We start from the raw sequence: 16094 nt of genomic DNA on the forward strand, positions 1-16094 counted from the left end.
AAGCAGGGCATTCGATGCTCAGAACATCATAGGCACCTTTGCGAAAAATCCGCTCGGCGTTTGCCTATCTCAACAATAGCTTTTCACCATCCGGCTTAATGGCACCACTTTAATTTTACCGGCATGTCCAGCCGAACCGAATGCTTCATAACGCGCCTGGCAAAGCGCCTGCATCGCGTCTCTGGCGGCTTGGTAAATCTTGCGGGCATCCAATTCCACGGCATGTTCCGGTTGGGCGACAAAGCGGCGAATCGCACCGGTGGACGCCATGCGTAAGTCGGTATCGATATTGACCTTGCGCACCCCGTATTTAATGCCTTCCACAATTTCCGCCACCGGCACACCATAGGTTTCCGGAATATCGCCGCCGTATTCGTTGATGATTTGCAGCCAGTCTTGCGGCACCGAGCTGGAGCCGTGCATGACAAAATGCATATTCGGCAGACGCTGTTGCAAGGTTTTTAAGCGGCTGATCACCAGCACCTCACCTGTCGGCGGCTTACTAAATTTATACGCGCCATGACTGGTGCCTATGGCCACCGCCAAGGCATCGATTCGGGTTTGTTTGACAAATTCCACCGCTTCATCGGGATCGGTCAGCAAGCGGCTGTGATCCGCATTCTGCTGATTTTCCAACGAACCCAGGCAACCGATTTCGCCTTCCACCGACACGCCACAGGCATGCGCCATGTTCACCACGCGGCGGGTCACCTCGACGTTATACTCAAACGACGCCGGGGTTTTCATGTCCTCCAGTAAAGAGCCATCCATCATCACCGAGCTAAATCCTGATTGAATAGCCTGGGCGCAAATGTCCGGCGATGGCGCGTGATCGCGGTGCATCACCACCGGAATATGCGGATATTGCTCGACGGCGGCCAAGATCAAATGCCGTAGAAACACTTCGCCGGCATAGCGATTCGCGCCGGCCGAGCCCTGCATGATCACCGGACTATCGCAGGCATCGGCCGCCTGCATGATGGCCTGCACTTGCTCCATGTTGCTGATGTTGAAAGCCGGCACCGCAAAGCTGTGTTCGGCCGCGTAATCCAAAAGTTGTCGTAAAGATATTAAAGCCACGCTTGGCTCTCCTTGGCGTTGTTATATTTAATTAGATGGCGTCTGACGGCATCTACACCGTCGGAACAAATAGGTTATCGGCTCACAAACTTTCCGCGTCGCGGCGAATAAGGCGCTTGTTTAAAGCCTGCCGGCTGATGCCCAGCAAACCGGCGGCGACCCCTTGATTGCCTTGGGCGCGTTGTAAAGCTTCGGCAATCAGTGACTCTTCGGATTCCTTCAGCGTCGGCAAGCGCTCCGGAAAACTGCCGGACGAGGCCGACATCCCGTCCATGACACTAGCATCGCCGGGCATCGGCATTTGCTCGGCAATGGCCTCCTTGAAACTCTGCAAGGACAGTACCCCACCCTGGCTACGGGCGACCGCATCGAAGGCCATGCCTTCCAGCTCGCGGATATTGCCGGGGAACGGGTAATTATGCAACCACTGAAACAACGCCGGCGGCAGGCTGGGCGCGGGCTTGCTCAGGCTGTCGGCGGCTTTTTCCACAAAATGCAGCGTCAGTTGCGGCAAGTCTTCCCGGCGTTCACGGAGCGGCGGCAGTTGGATATGATGGGTCCGCAAGCGAAAATATAAATCCTTGCGAAAACTGCCGAGTTCGACTTGCCGTCTGACATCGCAATGGGTCGCCACAATGATGCGCGCCCTGCTCTGCCGGGGCCGATCCGCGCCTATCGGGTAGAAGGAGCCGTCCTGCAACAAACGCAACAATTTGACCTGCGAAGCGATACTGAGGTCGCCGATTTCATCCAGAAACAGCGTACCCTCGCCGGTGCTGGCCAGCAATCCGTCACGGGCCCGTTCCGCGCCGGTAAACGAGCCCTTGGCATGGCCGAACAACGTATCGGAAAACAAGGTATCGTCCAGGCCGGCGACATTGACCGCCACCAAATCACCCGCGCGCCCGGACAAGCGGTGCAAGGCACGGGCAATCAACTCTTTGCCGGCCCCGGTTTCGCCGGTGATCAACACCGGTTGCGGGGAGGCGGCAATAGCTTCGATGTAGCGGAAGATAGCAAACATGGCCGGGCTTTGCGTGACGATGTCGGCAAATGCGCTGGGCTCATGGGGGCTGTTGGTCAGCATCCGCTCTTTCAGCGACAAAAATTCCGCGCGCAGCACCCGGCTTTCCACCGCCCGCCGCACCGCGGCCACCAGACAGCTATGCTCCACCGGCTTGAGTAAATAATCGCTGGCGCCGCTACGCATGCACTCTACAGCAATCTGCAAATCGTTGGTGGCGGTCATCATGATCACCGGGATTTCCGGATACTCGGCGGCTATCTGCTCCAATAAGGCCTTGCCGGACAGATGCGGCATGGTTAAATCCAGCACAATGACGCCGACGGGCCGGCTTGCCAGCAATGGTAATACCGTCCGGCTGTCGTCCAGCGTCAGCACCTCGGTAAATCCGGCACTCCGCAACACCAAACTGGCGCTGTGCAACAACTGCGCTTCGTCGTCCACCAACAAAATAGGCAGGTTGCCCAAGTCTTTACATTGCATGATTGTCTGCCATCGCCGGCCCCGGATTGACCTGAAAAATAACCCGCGCACAGGTGCCTTGCCCCGGCGCGGATGAAAAACTTAAGCTACCGCCTTGAGCGCGCAGCAATGAAGCACTGATCGCCAAACCCAAGCCGGTGCCGCCATTAGCCTGCTTCGTGGTAAAGAACGGGTCGCAGAGTTGTTGGATATGTTCGGCGGCGATACCGACACCTTCGTCCCGAACTTCCACACCCAACTGCCGGCCGTCATTCAACAGCTTGGTGGTAACGCTGACGGATTTTTCCTGGTCCGGGAGTGCTTCCAGGGCATTAATCAACAGATTGACCAACACCTGTTCCACCTGCTGCGGATTGCCGCGCAGCTCAGGCAAGCCCTCGGCCAAATCGGTTTTGAAATGCCGGGTTTTTTGTTCGATCAAATGCTTCAGTAAAGCCAGCGCCCGCTCCACCACCTCGTTAATCGCAAAAGATACCGGAGCCTCGCTACTTGGCGGGCGGGCATAGTTTTTCAGTTCGGCGACGATGCGTTCGATGCGTTTGGCGCCATCCCTGACATCGCGGATCAACACCGCCGCACTATTGCGCATTTCGCTGTAAGGCAAGCCGCCCAAGGAAAACTCGCCGGTCGCTTGATAATGCTCTTCCAACACCTCCAGCGCATCGCTCCAAATATCGGCAAGTAAGCCGGAATTAAACAGAATCAGTTGATTGGGGTTGTTAATTTCATGCGCGACGCCGGATACCAAAGTACCCAAGGCCGTCATTTTGTTGGCTTGAATCAGTTGCAGCTCTTGCTGGCGGGCCACCTGTTCCAGTTGCTTGCGTACACTGATGTCGCGGATGATCGCGGTCAAATAGCGCTCGGCGCCGCGCGTCCAACGGGATAGCGACAACTCGACCGGAAACGCGCTGTTGTTCTGCCTTAAAACCTTCAATTCCCGCATTGGGCTATTAAGTCGATTTGCGCCTTGTGCTTCCCCAGTTTCCGCGAAAAAGTCCGGCTCCGGGTGTGCCAGCAACTGCTGAAATGGCTGACCGAGTATTTGCTCTGCCGGAAAGCCAAACATCATCTGCGCGCCCTGGTTCCAGGACACGATATTGCCCTGCATGTCCACAGAAACAATCGCCTCATGCGCCGAATCGGTAATGGCGCGCAGCCGGGCTTCGCTTTCCCGCAACCAGGATTCGGCTTGCAAGCGTTCGTTGGTTTCTTGTTGCAAATTGGCGTGGGCCTTTCGTAACGCCAGCGTATTCGCCCTGAGCAGGACAAATTGATACAGCAAGTACGCCAGCAGGACGACGGCGACCAAATACAGCGCCAAACGATAGGCTTCGGCTTGTTGCTCCACGCTGCCGCTGTAATGGCGCAGAGCTTGTTGCAAATCATCGACCCGGCTAACGATAGGCTGAGCGATGATCTGCCGCAGCAAGGTATCCACCTTCGGCGACACGTCGATGATCAGTCGGCCGTGGTCGATCAGCACCCGATAGTCATCCGACTGCGCGGCCACTGCGGCCAGCCGATCAAGCTCCTGCTGAATTTCCACGGCCAGTTCCGGCTGCGGGCTGTCCATGAAACTAAACATCAAGCGCCATAAATTGCCCAGCTTGACGGCATCACCCGGCTTCGCGGCAGCGCGCAAGGTTTTACCGATTTCGTCGAAGGACATCACCGAATTGCGCAACAAGGCGTTATCGGATTTTAAGTATTCGATCTGCCCCAAGCGTTCCTGCACCGTTGCCGTCAGCTGGCCTGCCAATGTGCCCATGAGTTTTTCAGCATCAGCATTCGCCGGTTGCAATTCGGTTTGCAAACTCTGCGATAACCGCAGCAGCTCATGGCCGGCTTTGGTTAGCGCGTCGTAATTAGCCAGCAAGCCGGCGCGGGCCAGCAAAATATCGCGCATCAGTTCCGCATCGCGTAGTTCGATGATGCGCAGCGTGCTTTGCAGGCGGTTACGCCGCTCCAGTTCCGGGCTGGCGCTTTGTAACCAGAGATAGGTCAAGGCCAGCAACAGACCGGCGACGATCAATCTGGGCCGCCAGGAAATCACGGTCATGGCTTGGCTGATTGGCTGATTGGCTGGCGACCAAAGCCTTGCAGGCGTATTCCCCGGTCAATGTCTTCAGAAATTTGACGATAGTATCGCGCTGCTTCGCCGCCAGCCGCTTACCCAATTGATGCTCGGCCATCGTATCCACCGCCGCTTCCAGGGTAGCGGCGCGGCCGTCGTGAAAATAGGGCGCGGTGACGGCCACATTACGCAAGCTTGGCACCCGAAACACGCCGCGGTCTCTGTCGTTGCCGGTGACGCTGTAACGGCCCTCGTCCACCGGCTCTTGCAGCCCTTGCGGTGCGCCGAATACGCCGAACTTCTGGAATAGATTGCCGCCCAGATTGACACCCTGATGGCAGGCCACGCAGCCCAAGGCCTTGAACAAATGAAAGCCTTCCTGTTCGTCAGCGTCAAGCGCCGTGGTTTCACCGCGTAGAAAGCGGTCAAAACGGGCATTGGGCGTGACTAAACTGCGCTCAAAATGGCTCAAGGCGTCGACCACATTGGCTTTGGTCAAGCCGTCCGGGTAGATTCGGCTAAACGCATCGACATAATCCGGCACCGCGCGCAAACGCTCGATCAACTCCGGCCACTTGGCGTTCATGATTTTCGGATTAAGCATGACTTTTTCGGTGTGGGCTTCCAAAGTAGTCACGACCCCATCCCAATTAAAAAAGTAGTTGAACGACACGTTGAACAAACTGGGAGTATTGCGCAGCCGCGACGCCCCGTCCGCCGCTGCGGCGCGGACTTTGCCGTCCATGCCGCCGCTGTCCAGCGGATGACAACTGGCGCAAGAGCGCTGGCCTTGGTCGGAGAGTTTGGGATCGTGAAATAAGCGTTGGCCCAACACCACGCGCGGGGCATCTAAAGCCACTGTAAGCGGTAATGGCGCCAGCGGTTCCGGGGTTTGCGCCCGCGCGGCTATCGTTAAGGCCAGTCCCATGCCAACCGCTAAAAAAAGCCCAGGCATACTTTTTTGCGTCATGTTTACGTGTGTCAAAGCGTGGTTTACGAATCCGGTCTTCATTCTATCCTCGATTGAAATCAGGGTAAGGCTAAATTTCGTACTGGATCAACGGCCTTTTCTTTGGTTATCACGCTACATGTAAGCTTTCCGTTACTCCCCCTGAGACAAAAGTTGCTGAATAAGCCACTCTGTCAACCGCCCTCCGCCGCTTAATGACCGGCATCGCAGCGCTTTCCAGCACCTTTGCTGCAACTTTTGTCGCACCCACTCGCCGGCACAAATACGGAAAAACTAAATTCTAAATAAATGATTTTAAACGCTTATTTATAAAAAACTTTCTTGGCACGCTACTCGCATTGTTAGAGACAGAAGCTGCCAGCAGTTTCTTTATCCGAGACCAATTCTCAGCACTTTAACCCTTTTAGGAGTACCGACATGCAAAGCAAATTAATTCCCCTTTTGGCCGTTTCCACCTTGTTCGCCGCCAACGCCGACGCCGCAGCCTTCTCGTTCAGCACGGGCGGCCCGGATTACCGAATCGCCACCGGCGCGCAAGCCGGCGGCACCAGCCGGGAAATAGAATCAGCGGACGACTTTGTATTAACGCAACACACCCAATTAAATCAGGCCACGTTCACCGGTTTGCTCGCCAACGGCGCCACCCTTAGTGACATCGCCAATGTAAATGTCGAAATCTACCGAGTATTTGGTAAGGATTCCGTAAACCCGCCCTCCGGCCGCGTGCCTACCCGCGTCAACTCGCCTTCGGATGTAGCGTTTTTGGGCCGCGAATCGGCTGACAACTCCTTGAGCTACAGCGTCACATTACTAAACAGCAACGCCTTGGCCGGCAACTCGGTAATCAACGGCATTCATCCGCTGCCCAACCAAACCACCGGCGGCGAAGGCGCTGTTTCCGGGCAGGAAGTCAGATTTGACATTAATTTTAACGACGCCATCTCCTTGGCGGCCGACCATTACTTTTTCGTGCCGCAGGTGGAATTGAAAAACGGGAATTTCCTCTGGTTGTCGGCTGCTAAACCAATAGTCGGCGGCAGCGGCCCGTTCACGCCGGATTTGCAATCCTGGATACGCGACGGCAACCTGGACCCGGACTGGCTGAGAATCGGCACCGACATCGTCGGCGGCACCACGTTTAACCAAGCCTTCTCGGTATCCGGCGTTGCCGCCGTACCGCTGCCCGCTGCCACCTGGCTGTTTCTAAGCGGCATCCTGGGCGTCATGGGCTTGGGTAAACGCAAACAAGCCAGCGTTTAAATCGTCCTGCACTGCACTCCTCTCCTACCTGCCATGCCGTTAGCAAGCAAGTTGTTGGCGGCATGGTTTTTTTAGGCCGGTAACTCAGCCTTTATTTGCTTGCCACCACGTAAAAAAGCCGGCACTGGGCCGGCTTTTCTGAGCTTAAGCGCTTACTGCGCGAAAAAGCCGATTTCAGCGGGTGGCAACGGTTGCGGGTTCAAACTGACCATGGATAGCTTGCTGACCGCGCCACTAAACAAGTCGGGCAGCGGACCGGGTTTTGGCCCTTTCCAGAAACCGGGGTAAGTCGTACCGCACCAACCGCCGGCTACCTGTTGCAGTTCGTCCGCATTCAGAACCCTAAAATTTTGCGTTACTTGCGTGTTCATTTGACTGGCTCCTTTGAAATATCAATAAATTCCCACCGCTAAGAGGTGGTTCCAAACCGCGACTTGAACCGATCCGTGTCTAAACCAAGCCTTCATCCGCCTGCCGTTTTGGGCACACCCATTCAAATCGCAGATGCTCTTGGCCAGCGCCTCCGTTTGCTGGCCGGAGCCAAAATGCAATGCCTATTGCAATCTGACCGGCGACGACCACTGATCGGTCGGGTCGCAAACCCTTGCTGTTTGCCGGCATAAGCACTTTACAAGCCGCCCGCCCTTACATCTGTGGCAAATTACCGGCAGCCGGACGCAATAATCCACAGCATCCGCAATGACGCGCCTTTAAGTTTTGTTGGGGAATACCGCAGGGTTCATGAGCAGCGAGCCGGCTGTCTTGTACACCGGCCACATCGGCTGCACCCAGCACAGACCGGCTCAACGGACGATATAGCAACGGCCCATCGGTATAAACGCTCGGAAAAATGATTGAAGGCGGCTTTGCTGTTCAGGCTTTGAGCAAAACATCATGGCATGATGGCCCGCTCAACCATACCATCCGCCAGCTTTTGCTGTAATTGATTGGCGGCGGCGAGGCGGGCTTTTAGTTGGTCGCAGAGGGCCATCAGTTCTTCGACTTTGGCGACTATGCGGTGTTGTTCGGCTAGGGGTGGATACTCAACAATAAACGTCCAGAGTTTTGCAGAGACAAGTTTGCAAGTGCCATGGCTTGACCTATCCACAAGAGCTACGAATGAGTTTTTCATCGCTCGCATATAAAGAAGCGTGAATTCTTTAATTTCTTCTGGCAGAACCAACGCTTTCATATCTTGATTTATTGTGACCTCACTAGTTGTCAAGGCGACGGGAAATGAATGTGCGAGGATCATGCCGCGAACTACAACAAGAAGACTCCCGGCTGGAACTAGTTTGAGATTCGTTTCAGATATAGCGCTCTCACTAACATTATCTTCAGCGTCGTTAATGTAGAAGCGTTTCATGTCTTTCGGTGAAATCCAGGGTATATTTCCTACCCAATATTCTGGCTTAGCTTTGCTTGGCGTTGCACCGCTGTATATGTCACCTAATTTGCCAAGTGGAACTTTTGACCAACCAGCAGTAAATGATGCTGTGCTAGAAATGCCGTAGCGTTTGAGCAATTCGCTGGCCGGTTCGTCGTTTGGGTCTTGCGGCACCAGTTTGCCCATTACCGCCAGTTGCAGCAGGGTTTGCTTGAGGGCATCGATGCTGGCTTCGGTGGTGAACAAGGTGTCGAAATGCGCGGCGATGCGCTGCCAGTTTTCGGCAAAAGATTCCGTTCGTACCCTATAGGGCATAAATGCTGAGCTTGTCGAAGCATGAGCGGCATCTTTTGCTAATGGTCCTTCGACAAGCTCAGGATGAACGGTTGTGGAAGTGAGCGTGCCAAGCAAGTGGCTGACCAGTTTTTCATGGGCGTCGGCGGCGTTGATATGCCGGGTTTCCAGTTGGTCACACAGCGCCATTAACTCATCAACTTTGGTGGCGATGCGATGCTGTTCGGCAAATGGAGGTAGAGGTATAAAAAGTTCTCTGACTTTTTCTGAATTCAAATTCATGACAACAGCGCCTGCAGCCGCAGCTTTAAAGCGTGCAAATACATATGGTGAGGAAAGTAGTGAATACAGATAGTCTTTATTCAGGCTTTCGGGCGGGCTAATGCGTAACCATCCGTCATGGATGCAGCCTTCAATTTTAGTTATATAGGGGCGCCCAAAACTCATTGAGTTTGTTAGCAAGAAATCACCCGGATAAACCATCCTGGTTTTTGATAAGCCATCCCTAGTAATTTTTTCACTGGAGGATGTAATGTATTTTCCACCCTGTTCAGTATCTCCAATTTTGATCCAATTCAGGCCTTCTGGTGCATCCGTAAGAAAAGATTTTATTGGGCGAGGAGAACCGCCTCGCTCAATTCCGCATATTTCTCCAAACTGAACCCACTCCCAACCCTCCGGCAATTCAAACGGCTTTTCATCCTCAGAAATCGCTGCCGGCGGTTTGTCTTTATTGATCTTGCCCTCAGCAATCAACCTAGCCTTTTCCGCCTGTATCCGTTTCAGCAATTCACAGGCAGGCTCGTCGTTAGCATCTTGCGGCACCAGTTTGCCGCGCACGGCCAGTTCCAAAATCAGCTCGCGCAATTTCTTAATGCCATAGACACTGGCCGCCGTGCCGGCCCCTCGGCCCCGGCCTGACTTTTTAACGGTGTCGGCAGCGGTCCAGAGATCCAGGTGTTCGGTCAACAGTTGCTGAATGGCGCTCATACCTTTAAATATCCGCAAATCAGCCTGCATAGCCCCATGCTTTGAATTGCAGTTGAAGGTGAGGGTCATCCTTAAAGGCCTGGAAGTAAACGAATTCCGGAGCCAGATCTAAGCCATTCGGCCAGCTAATGGTGTCCAGTTCTTCATCCACTCTGAGTTTGGCAAACTCGGTTTTGTCTTGCAGCACCTTAAATACGCCAGCAGTGAGCGCAGAGGAGAGATCGGCCACGCCGGATTTGCCGTCATTGAACGTGACAGCGACCTTGTATTCGTCGAGATATTTAGCTTCATTAATATGCAGGAACATGGCGTTACTCCAAGGGTTCTATGGGTTTAGGTAATTGCGATTTGCGGCATAGCTCCCAGTCTTCCAACAATTCCGCCTGATGCAATTCATACCAATCCAATACGTGGCGCAAAGCGCGGCGTGGGAATTGGCCTTCTACTACGCCAGTATGAATGTTGACGGTAATTTCGTAATCGCCATATTTGGCGTGAAAGTGCGGTGGAGCATGGCCATTCCAGAACATGGAGATGACGACCCCCAGAAATCGACTAATGATCGGCATGGCTAATCTCGCTTTCCTGTAAATGCGGCAGTATGCATACCGGCATTTTCCAATATAGCCCGGTCGCGTTGCAATTCGGGTTGTCATTCTCTCCATGCCGTGGAGAGAATTGGGAATTCAAGATAAAACTGACGGAAATTCCAAAGATTTTGCGGTGAAAACCCCTTGCCGTATTCGGCGCTGAGTTTCTCCGATAATTGTTTTAGCGTTTGCTTGCCATATTCCGCACGGTGCGCACCGCCTTGTTCGTCGTCGATAATCAAGCGACCGATGTGCCAATAACTTTGCACCATGAGATCGTTGACAGTATGGCGTAGTTGTTGATGGGCGTGGTCGATGACCTGCCGGACTTGATCAAATAAAGGCTGAATATTCACCGGTGTATTCATCATGCCCTCCTGTCCGCTAACGCTTGTGCCAGTATATTTTTCAATTGCCCGCGCAAGGCAGCAATGTCGGCTTGCATGGTTTGGTATTGGGCCAGCAGTTGTTCGGGGTCGTGGATTTCCTGCTCGCCGACATGCGGGTTTTTGCAATCCAGGTTGTAGTTGCGGGCCTGGATGTCTGCCAGGCTGACTTGCCAGGCTTGCGGGTTTTCCACGCGCTGACTGAAACCATCCGCTTCACTGCCCCACCAGGCGGTCTCCGCCGCAAATTCTTCGATCTTCATCGGCTTGGTTTTGTTGTAGCTTTTGACGCCGGGCGGATAGGGGTGTTCGTAAAACCAGATGTTTTGGGTGGGCGTGCCTTTGCTGAAAAACAGCAAATTGGTTTTGATGCCGGTGTACGGCGCAAACACGCCGTTGGGCATATCGCCGAACAAATGCCGTTCCTGGGCTTTGTTGAAATCGACGCCTTCCTGAATTTTGTTGATGACTTGCCGGATCAACTGGCCGGATTTCATGTAGTTGTAGGCGTCTTCAAACACCGAACGGATGACGTAGGCGCGCTGGTCGCCGCCCTTGGCCGGCAGTTGCTGCAAGGAGGGGAACAGCTCGTTATCCAGGAACGATTTCAGCGCATCGCCGGTCATGCCTTCGGCATTGGCCGCCCAGTTACGCCAGCGGTACGGCTCCGGCAACGGCGATTGATAGTTGTCTTGCAATATCTCCCATTCGGTTTCGCGGTCGTCAAAGATTTTTAAAAACAACATCCACACCAATTGACTGAGGCGCTGGGCGTCGCCATCGACACCCACATCTTTGCGCATGATGTCTTGGATGGATTTAATGGTGGCGGAAATGCTCATAAATGGGGGCTTATCATGTCTGTTAAGAGGGATATTCTAAGGGTGGGTGGGCAAGTTTTTCTGCCCACGCGAATCGACTACAAAAATTATAAAAACCGGCGTTTACGCATACAGATGGGCTTCTAATTCTTGCAAAGCCGCCAGGTAGGCCGGCTTGCCGCCAAAGGCCGAGACCAGTTCACTGGCGGTACCCATGTTTTTGAACGGGTCCAGGGTGAGGATTTTGATGTCTTCAATATTTTCTATGCCGGTGTCGGCGTATTTTTCCAGCAGGGTTTCCAATACCTGGCGGGCCTGCCCGCCGTATTTGGCAAAGTAGTTACGCTTTTTGACCTGCTCGGCGCGCTCGCGACGGGTGAGCGGCGGTTGGTCAAAGGCGACGTGACAGATGAGATCGAAGGCGTCGAAATCCTTGCCGACTTCGTCAGCCAGCGGCTCCAGCAACAGGCCATGTTGTTCCAATTCTTGCAGGATGGCGGCTTTGCGTTCGGCTTTGGTCCAGCGGCGCAGGAAGTCATCGAGCGAGGCATAATCCTTGCGCACGGTGGAGCGCGTGTAATCCTTGAGCGATTCTGTGATCAGTTTGCCTTCCGGGCCGTAATACTGCACCCGTTCGGCAATCACATAGACGCTGACATCGCCGAGCACGTATTTTACTCGACGGTGTGGTTCGTCGTCGCCCTCGCCTGCTGAGGTATCGACGGTATTTTCGGTAGGTTCTGAATCGGGATGATCGGTTTCAGCGCCGGGATTGTCGTCCGGCGGCACGGGGGATGCGCCGCCTTCGGGCTGGTAAATCATCACCGGCTCGCCGTCGAAATCCTGGTCGGCAAACAGCTCGGTGGCTTTTTTGAAGTCCATGATGGTGAACCAGTATTTGTCGTAATCCTCGTTGATACGGGTGCCGCGACCGATGATCTGCTTGAACTCGGTCATCGATTTAATATGTTGATCCAGCACCACCAGTTTGCAGGTTTGCGCATCCACGCCGGTCGTCATCAGTTTGGAGGTGGTGGCGATGACCGGGTAACGCTGTTCGGGGTTGATGAAGTTATCCAGTTCGGCCTTGCCTTCGAGTTCATCGCCGGTAATGCGCATGACGTATTTGCGGCTTTCGTTGATTCGCTCCGGGTTCAGATTAACCAAGGCTTGGCGCATGCGCTCGGCGTGGTCGATGTCATCGCAAAACACGATGGTTTTGGCGTAAGGATCGGTGGCAGTCAGAAATTCGGTGATTTTCTTGGCGACCAGTTCGGTGCGTTTTTCCAGTACCAGGATGCGATCCATATCGATCTGGTTGTAAACCCGGTCTTCTATCAGTTGGCCATTTTTGTCGGTTTGACCTTTGCTGGGTCGCCAACCTTGCAGATCTTTGTCGATGTCGATGCGCACCACTTTGTAGGGCGCCAAAAAGCCATCTTCGATACCTTGTTTAAGGCTGTAGGTATATACCGGTTCGCCGAAGTAAAAAATACTGGATACGTCTTTGGTTTCTTTGGGCGTGGCGGTTAAGCCGACATGGGTAGCCGAGGAAAAATAGGCCAGAATTTCGCGCCAGGCCGAGTCTTCTGCTGCGCTACCCCGATGGCATTCGTCGATGACAATCAAATCGAAAAAATCGGGAGAGAATTGTTTGTAGATATTTTGCTCTTCTTCGCTGCCGGTGACGGCTTGATATAAAGACAGGTAAATCTCGTAACTTTTATCGACCTGACGCTTGCTGATTTTGGTCATCGCCGCAGCAAACGGTTTGAAGTCGTTGTTTTTGGTTTGATCCACCAAGATGTTCCGGTCGGCTAAAAACAGGATGCGTTTTTTCGCGCCGGACTTCCATAGGCGCCAGATGATTTGGAATGCGGTGTAGGTTTTGCCGGTGCCGGTGGCCATCACCAGCAAGATGCGCTGCTGTTGTTTCGCTACCGCTTCAACCGTGCGGTTGATGGCATTGGCTTGATAATAACGCGGCGCGCGGCCGGTGCCGTCATCGTAGTACGGCATTTCTACAGTATGGCGAGCGGCGTCTGTCTCCAAGCCTTTCCATTGGCAATAACGCCGCCACAGTTCGGCCGGCGACGGGAAGGCGTCCAGCGCCAGCCATTGCTCGGTCTTGTCGGACAGTCCGGTGCGATCATGCATCAGAAAGCCGTCGCCATTGGAACTGAATACGAACGGCACGCTGAGAGTTTCGGCATAACTTAGCGCTTGCTGCATACCGGCACCCACACTGAGGCTGTTGACCTTGGCCTCAATGACGGCCAGTGGCATATTCGCTTGATGGTAGAGGATGTAATCCGCGCGTTTTTGTTCACCGCGCGTATGCAGTTTGCCGCGCACGATAATGCGGCCTTTGGTGAAACCGACTTCTTCCCGAATCTGGCTGAGCAAATCCCAGCCGGCGGCCGTTAGGGCCGGCGTGATAAATTTGCTGCAGATGTCACGTTCGCTGAGGTTTTTTTTGTTATTCATTTTCGGGAAAAATCCTTGTAAACCTTTGAATAAGTCCTGACTCGCCGCTGATGAAAATATCCCTGTACCTAAAACTGCAACCTCAAGTTTGGCTGAGTCTGAAGCGCTGAATATTATCTTAAAATCCCTACGACGTGCTGTGTGGGTGGCTGCGCGCTAGAGGCAGTGGCAAAGCATAGGCTATTCACATGGAAACAATCAACGGTTTTGCCAAGCCACGCAATTGCCTTCATCGCTCGCTTGGACGACTCTAACTTCGGCATTCTAAATTCACGCTTTCACGAATTATGGGCTTTAGAGCAACTGCGAGGTGCGATTAGCGCATTATCCACTGCTAAAAAGCTCGCTGTGTAGTATGGCCTTTGTGAAAACCCGGCAGAAAGTCTTGGTGGCCGCAAATTGGAAGATGATTTCAATGTGCTGCACGATATCGATACGTTTGATCCGTTTCTTGAGTCAATATGCGATGACTTACAGCCCGCCATGTAATCCGGCGGCCCTTTGAAATCGAGTGACTTAGAAATCGATGATTAGTGATTCATTACATCCCAAGAAGATTCCAATACCAAAGGGAGTGCCGACTTGTCAGCCACCCCATGGTGGTTATAATACACACCATGAATAGCAGGCAACTAATCAAGCTACTTGAAGATGATGGGTGGACGCTGCGTAGCGTTAAAGGCAGTCATCACATCTTTGTTCACCCGGTTAAGCCGGGGCATTTGACGGTGCCGCATCCAAAGAGCGATTTAGGCAAAGGGTTGGTAAACAAGCTGTTAAAACAAGCGGAGTTGAAGGTATGAGATTTTTTGTTGCGATAGAACCAGGTGATGAGGATCATGCTTTTGGCGTAGTGGTGCCCGATTTGCCGGGTTGCTTTTCGGCAGGCGACACCCTGGACGAGGCATTCGAAAACGCGAAAGAAGCCATTGATCTATGGTGCGAAACAGTTATCGAAGATGGTGCAATGATTCCACCCGGCAAAACGCTAGCGGAACACCAAGCAAACCCAGAATTTGCCGGATGGGTGTGGTCTATCGTAGAAGTGCCGGTAGAACGGTATTTAGGCCCCGCCGAGAAGATCAATATTACATTGCCTAAGCTGTTGCTGACTCGTATTGACGAATACGCCAAAGCTCATGGCGCTACCCGTTCCGGATTCTTGGCTCAAGCCGCGCGGCAGGCGATGCGTTAAGCCTTATCCTTGTTTTCGGAACGGTATCACTTGAGCCCCGGCCGTCAAGCTATCAAGGTAATCAACCCAGCTCTACATCCGCCGCCGCTCTTCTAGGTATTACCATCGATTATAGGCAGCCCTTACCTGGTCAAATGGAGTCTGAGCCAATTGTCGTTCAATAGCATCCGGTGACCAACCTTGTTCATTTAGCAGGGTTGATGCCGTGGTTCTGAAGCCGTGCGCTGTCATCACGTCTGAATCATAACCTAACGATTTAAGTGCCGTTCTGATAGTGTTATCCGACATTGGCCGTCCATCGCCCCGACTTGACGGAAAGACATACTGGCCGCCACCCGTGAGCGGTTGGACGGCTTCCAGTAAGTCAACAGCTTGGTTTGATAGCGGCACGATATGATGAAAGTCTGTTTTAGACACATAGGGCCGCCATTCCCGCGCCACTAGGTCAACATCAGCCCAAAGCATTTGTCGGATTTCGCCGGGCCGTTGAAACATTAGAGGCGAAAGCCTGAACGCCGATTGCACAACAAAGGTTCCCTGATAGTTTCTTATATCCCTGAGCAATTGCGCCACAAGTTTTGGGTCGATGATTGCAACTCGGTGTTTAACCTTTTGCGCAGGTATCTGTTTGGCGACGGATTGCGCCGGGTCGTAGTCGGTAAAGTTGTGGACAATCGCATAAGCAAAGATCGAACTGATTTTAGCGTGGAGCCGGTGGGCCGTTTCAAGCTGCCGTTTATCAACATCGGCTTTAGCACTGCCAATATTTCAGACGATTTGACTTCCTTGATTGGCTTATTCCTTAACCGCCATTTTGTTACCTTTTTTCAGGCACTATAGGCTCGGTAGCAAAAAAGTAATATTTTTAGTTGTATATGTCGCTGGACAATAAAAAACCCGCTAAGCCAGATAACTTACGGGTTTTTGTACTTCTTTGGATTTCTTAAAATCCTTGTTTGGTACCGACGGGCGGACTTGAACCGCCACGACTTGCGTCACCACCCCCTCAAGATGGCGTGTCTACCAATTTCACCACGTCGGCTTTATTTG

The 16094-nt window shown here is 53.2% G+C and carries 15 protein-coding genes and 1 tRNA gene; 3 read left to right on the top strand and 13 right to left on the bottom strand.

What is annotated here, in order from left to right; genetic code table 11:
* Positions 1-69: 69 nt before the first annotated feature.
* From fba to DDY07_RS12455, 4 genes are all read right to left on the bottom strand, one after another.
* Positions 70-1080 (bottom strand): class II fructose-bisphosphate aldolase, encoded by a 1011-nt coding sequence (gene fba / locus DDY07_RS12440; RefSeq protein WP_171696140.1) that lies wholly within the window; start codon positions 1078-1080, stop codon positions 70-72.
* A gap of 82 nt (positions 1081-1162) precedes the next feature.
* Positions 1163-2587, bottom strand: a complete 1425-nt coding sequence (locus DDY07_RS12445) for a sigma-54 dependent transcriptional regulator (protein ID WP_171696141.1) — start codon at positions 2585-2587, stop codon at positions 1163-1165.
* Positions 2577-4649, bottom strand: coding sequence for a DAHL domain-containing protein (locus DDY07_RS12450; RefSeq protein WP_171696142.1), 2073 nt, complete (start codon positions 4647-4649; stop codon positions 2577-2579). The genes DDY07_RS12445 and DDY07_RS12450 overlap by 11 nt, the downstream gene beginning before the upstream one ends.
* Positions 4546-5634, bottom strand: coding sequence for a cytochrome-c peroxidase (locus DDY07_RS12455; protein WP_171696143.1), 1089 nt, complete (start codon positions 5632-5634; stop codon positions 4546-4548). Before DDY07_RS12455 ends, DDY07_RS12450 begins: the two co-directional genes overlap by 104 nt.
* Positions 5635-6051: 417 nt before the next feature.
* On the opposite strand from DDY07_RS12455, the gene DDY07_RS12460 reads away from it, so the two are divergent.
* Positions 6052-6894: a PEP-CTERM sorting domain-containing protein gene (locus DDY07_RS12460; protein ID WP_171696144.1), complete on the top strand. Its 843-nt coding sequence runs from the start codon at positions 6052-6054 to the stop codon at positions 6892-6894.
* Between the two features lie 152 nt (positions 6895-7046).
* Here DDY07_RS12460 and DDY07_RS12465 read toward each other — a convergent pair whose 3' ends face one another.
* From DDY07_RS12465 to hsdR, 7 genes are all read right to left on the bottom strand, one after another.
* A complete protein-coding gene (locus DDY07_RS12465; RefSeq protein ID WP_171696145.1) occupies positions 7047-7265 on the bottom strand; it encodes a hypothetical protein in 219 nt (72 codons plus the stop codon).
* 521 nt (positions 7266-7786) lie between these two features.
* On the bottom strand, positions 7787-9634 hold the full coding sequence (locus DDY07_RS12470; RefSeq protein ID WP_216614750.1) for a restriction endonuclease subunit S: 1848 nt from the start codon (positions 9632-9634) through the stop codon (positions 7787-7789).
* The gene (locus DDY07_RS12475; protein ID WP_033155599.1) at positions 9585-9872 is read right to left on the bottom strand and encodes a DUF2442 domain-containing protein; all 288 of its coding nucleotides are present in this window, start codon (positions 9870-9872) and stop codon (positions 9585-9587) included. Before DDY07_RS12475 ends, DDY07_RS12470 begins: the two co-directional genes overlap by 50 nt.
* A 4-nt stretch (positions 9873-9876) precedes the next feature.
* Positions 9877-10134 (bottom strand): DUF4160 domain-containing protein, encoded by a 258-nt coding sequence (locus tag DDY07_RS12480; RefSeq protein ID WP_171696146.1) that lies wholly within the window; start codon positions 10132-10134, stop codon positions 9877-9879.
* A gap of 83 nt (positions 10135-10217) precedes the next feature.
* Positions 10218-10523, bottom strand: a complete 306-nt coding sequence (locus DDY07_RS12485; RefSeq protein WP_033155601.1) for a DUF1016 N-terminal domain-containing protein — start codon at positions 10521-10523, stop codon at positions 10218-10220.
* On the bottom strand, positions 10523-11383 hold the full coding sequence (locus DDY07_RS12490) for a type I restriction-modification system subunit M N-terminal domain-containing protein (RefSeq protein ID WP_171696147.1): 861 nt from the start codon (positions 11381-11383) through the stop codon (positions 10523-10525). Before DDY07_RS12490 ends, DDY07_RS12485 begins: the two co-directional genes overlap by 1 nt.
* Before the next feature lie 102 nt (positions 11384-11485).
* Entirely contained in the window at positions 11486-13849 is a 2364-nt protein-coding gene (hsdR, locus tag DDY07_RS12495) for an EcoAI/FtnUII family type I restriction enzme subunit R (protein WP_171696148.1), read from the bottom strand.
* A gap of 617 nt (positions 13850-14466) precedes the next feature.
* Between hsdR and DDY07_RS12500 the strand changes: the two genes are divergently transcribed.
* A complete protein-coding gene (locus tag DDY07_RS12500) occupies positions 14467-14652 on the top strand; it encodes a type II toxin-antitoxin system HicA family toxin (protein ID WP_171696149.1) in 186 nt (61 codons plus the stop codon).
* The gene (locus tag DDY07_RS12505; protein ID WP_033155605.1) at positions 14649-15044 is read left to right on the top strand and encodes a type II toxin-antitoxin system HicB family antitoxin; all 396 of its coding nucleotides are present in this window, start codon (positions 14649-14651) and stop codon (positions 15042-15044) included. The genes DDY07_RS12500 and DDY07_RS12505 overlap by 4 nt, the downstream gene beginning before the upstream one ends.
* Before the next feature lie 99 nt (positions 15045-15143).
* Here the strand turns inward: DDY07_RS12505 and DDY07_RS24100 are convergent, their stop codons facing one another.
* Positions 15144-15617 (bottom strand): tyrosine-type recombinase/integrase, encoded by a 474-nt coding sequence (locus tag DDY07_RS24100; protein WP_367650875.1) that lies wholly within the window; start codon positions 15615-15617, stop codon positions 15144-15146.
* Between the two features lie 384 nt (positions 15618-16001).
* Positions 16002-16086 (bottom strand) — tRNA-Leu (locus DDY07_RS12515).
* Between the last annotated feature and the right edge of the window lie 8 nt (positions 16087-16094).

Source organism: Methylomonas sp. ZR1 (assembly GCF_013141865.1).
Classification (GTDB): domain Bacteria; phylum Pseudomonadota; class Gammaproteobacteria; order Methylococcales; family Methylomonadaceae; genus Methylomonas.

Excerpts from the sequence above, each read along its gene's own strand:
- DDY07_RS12445 (WP_171696141.1), bottom strand. The coding sequence starts at position 2,587 with ATGCAATGTAAAGACTTGGGCAACCTGCCTATTTTGTTGGTGGACGAC.
- DDY07_RS12450 (WP_171696142.1), bottom strand. The coding sequence starts at position 4,649 with ATGACCGTGATTTCCTGGCGGCCCAGATTGATCGTCGCCGGTCTGTTG.
- DDY07_RS12455 (WP_171696143.1), bottom strand. The coding sequence starts at position 5,634 with ATGACGCAAAAAAGTATGCCTGGGCTTTTTTTAGCGGTTGGCATGGGA.
- DDY07_RS12460 (WP_171696144.1), top strand. The coding sequence starts at position 6,052 with ATGCAAAGCAAATTAATTCCCCTTTTGGCCGTTTCCACCTTGTTCGCC.
- DDY07_RS12465 (WP_171696145.1), bottom strand. The coding sequence starts at position 7,265 with ATGAACACGCAAGTAACGCAAAATTTTAGGGTTCTGAATGCGGACGAA.
- DDY07_RS12470 (WP_216614750.1), bottom strand. The coding sequence starts at position 9,634 with ATGACCCTCACCTTCAACTGCAATTCAAAGCATGGGGCTATGCAGGCT.
- DDY07_RS12475 (WP_033155599.1), bottom strand. The coding sequence starts at position 9,872 with ATGTTCCTGCATATTAATGAAGCTAAATATCTCGACGAATACAAGGTC.
- DDY07_RS12480 (WP_171696146.1), bottom strand. The coding sequence starts at position 10,134 with ATGCCGATCATTAGTCGATTTCTGGGGGTCGTCATCTCCATGTTCTGG.
- DDY07_RS12485 (WP_033155601.1), bottom strand. The coding sequence starts at position 10,523 with ATGAATACACCGGTGAATATTCAGCCTTTATTTGATCAAGTCCGGCAG.
- DDY07_RS12490 (WP_171696147.1), bottom strand. The coding sequence starts at position 11,383 with ATGAGCATTTCCGCCACCATTAAATCCATCCAAGACATCATGCGCAAA.
- hsdR (WP_171696148.1), bottom strand. The coding sequence starts at position 13,849 with ATGAATAACAAAAAAAACCTCAGCGAACGTGACATCTGCAGCAAATTT.
- DDY07_RS12500 (WP_171696149.1), top strand. The coding sequence starts at position 14,467 with ATGAATAGCAGGCAACTAATCAAGCTACTTGAAGATGATGGGTGGACG.
- DDY07_RS12505 (WP_033155605.1), top strand. The coding sequence starts at position 14,649 with ATGAGATTTTTTGTTGCGATAGAACCAGGTGATGAGGATCATGCTTTT.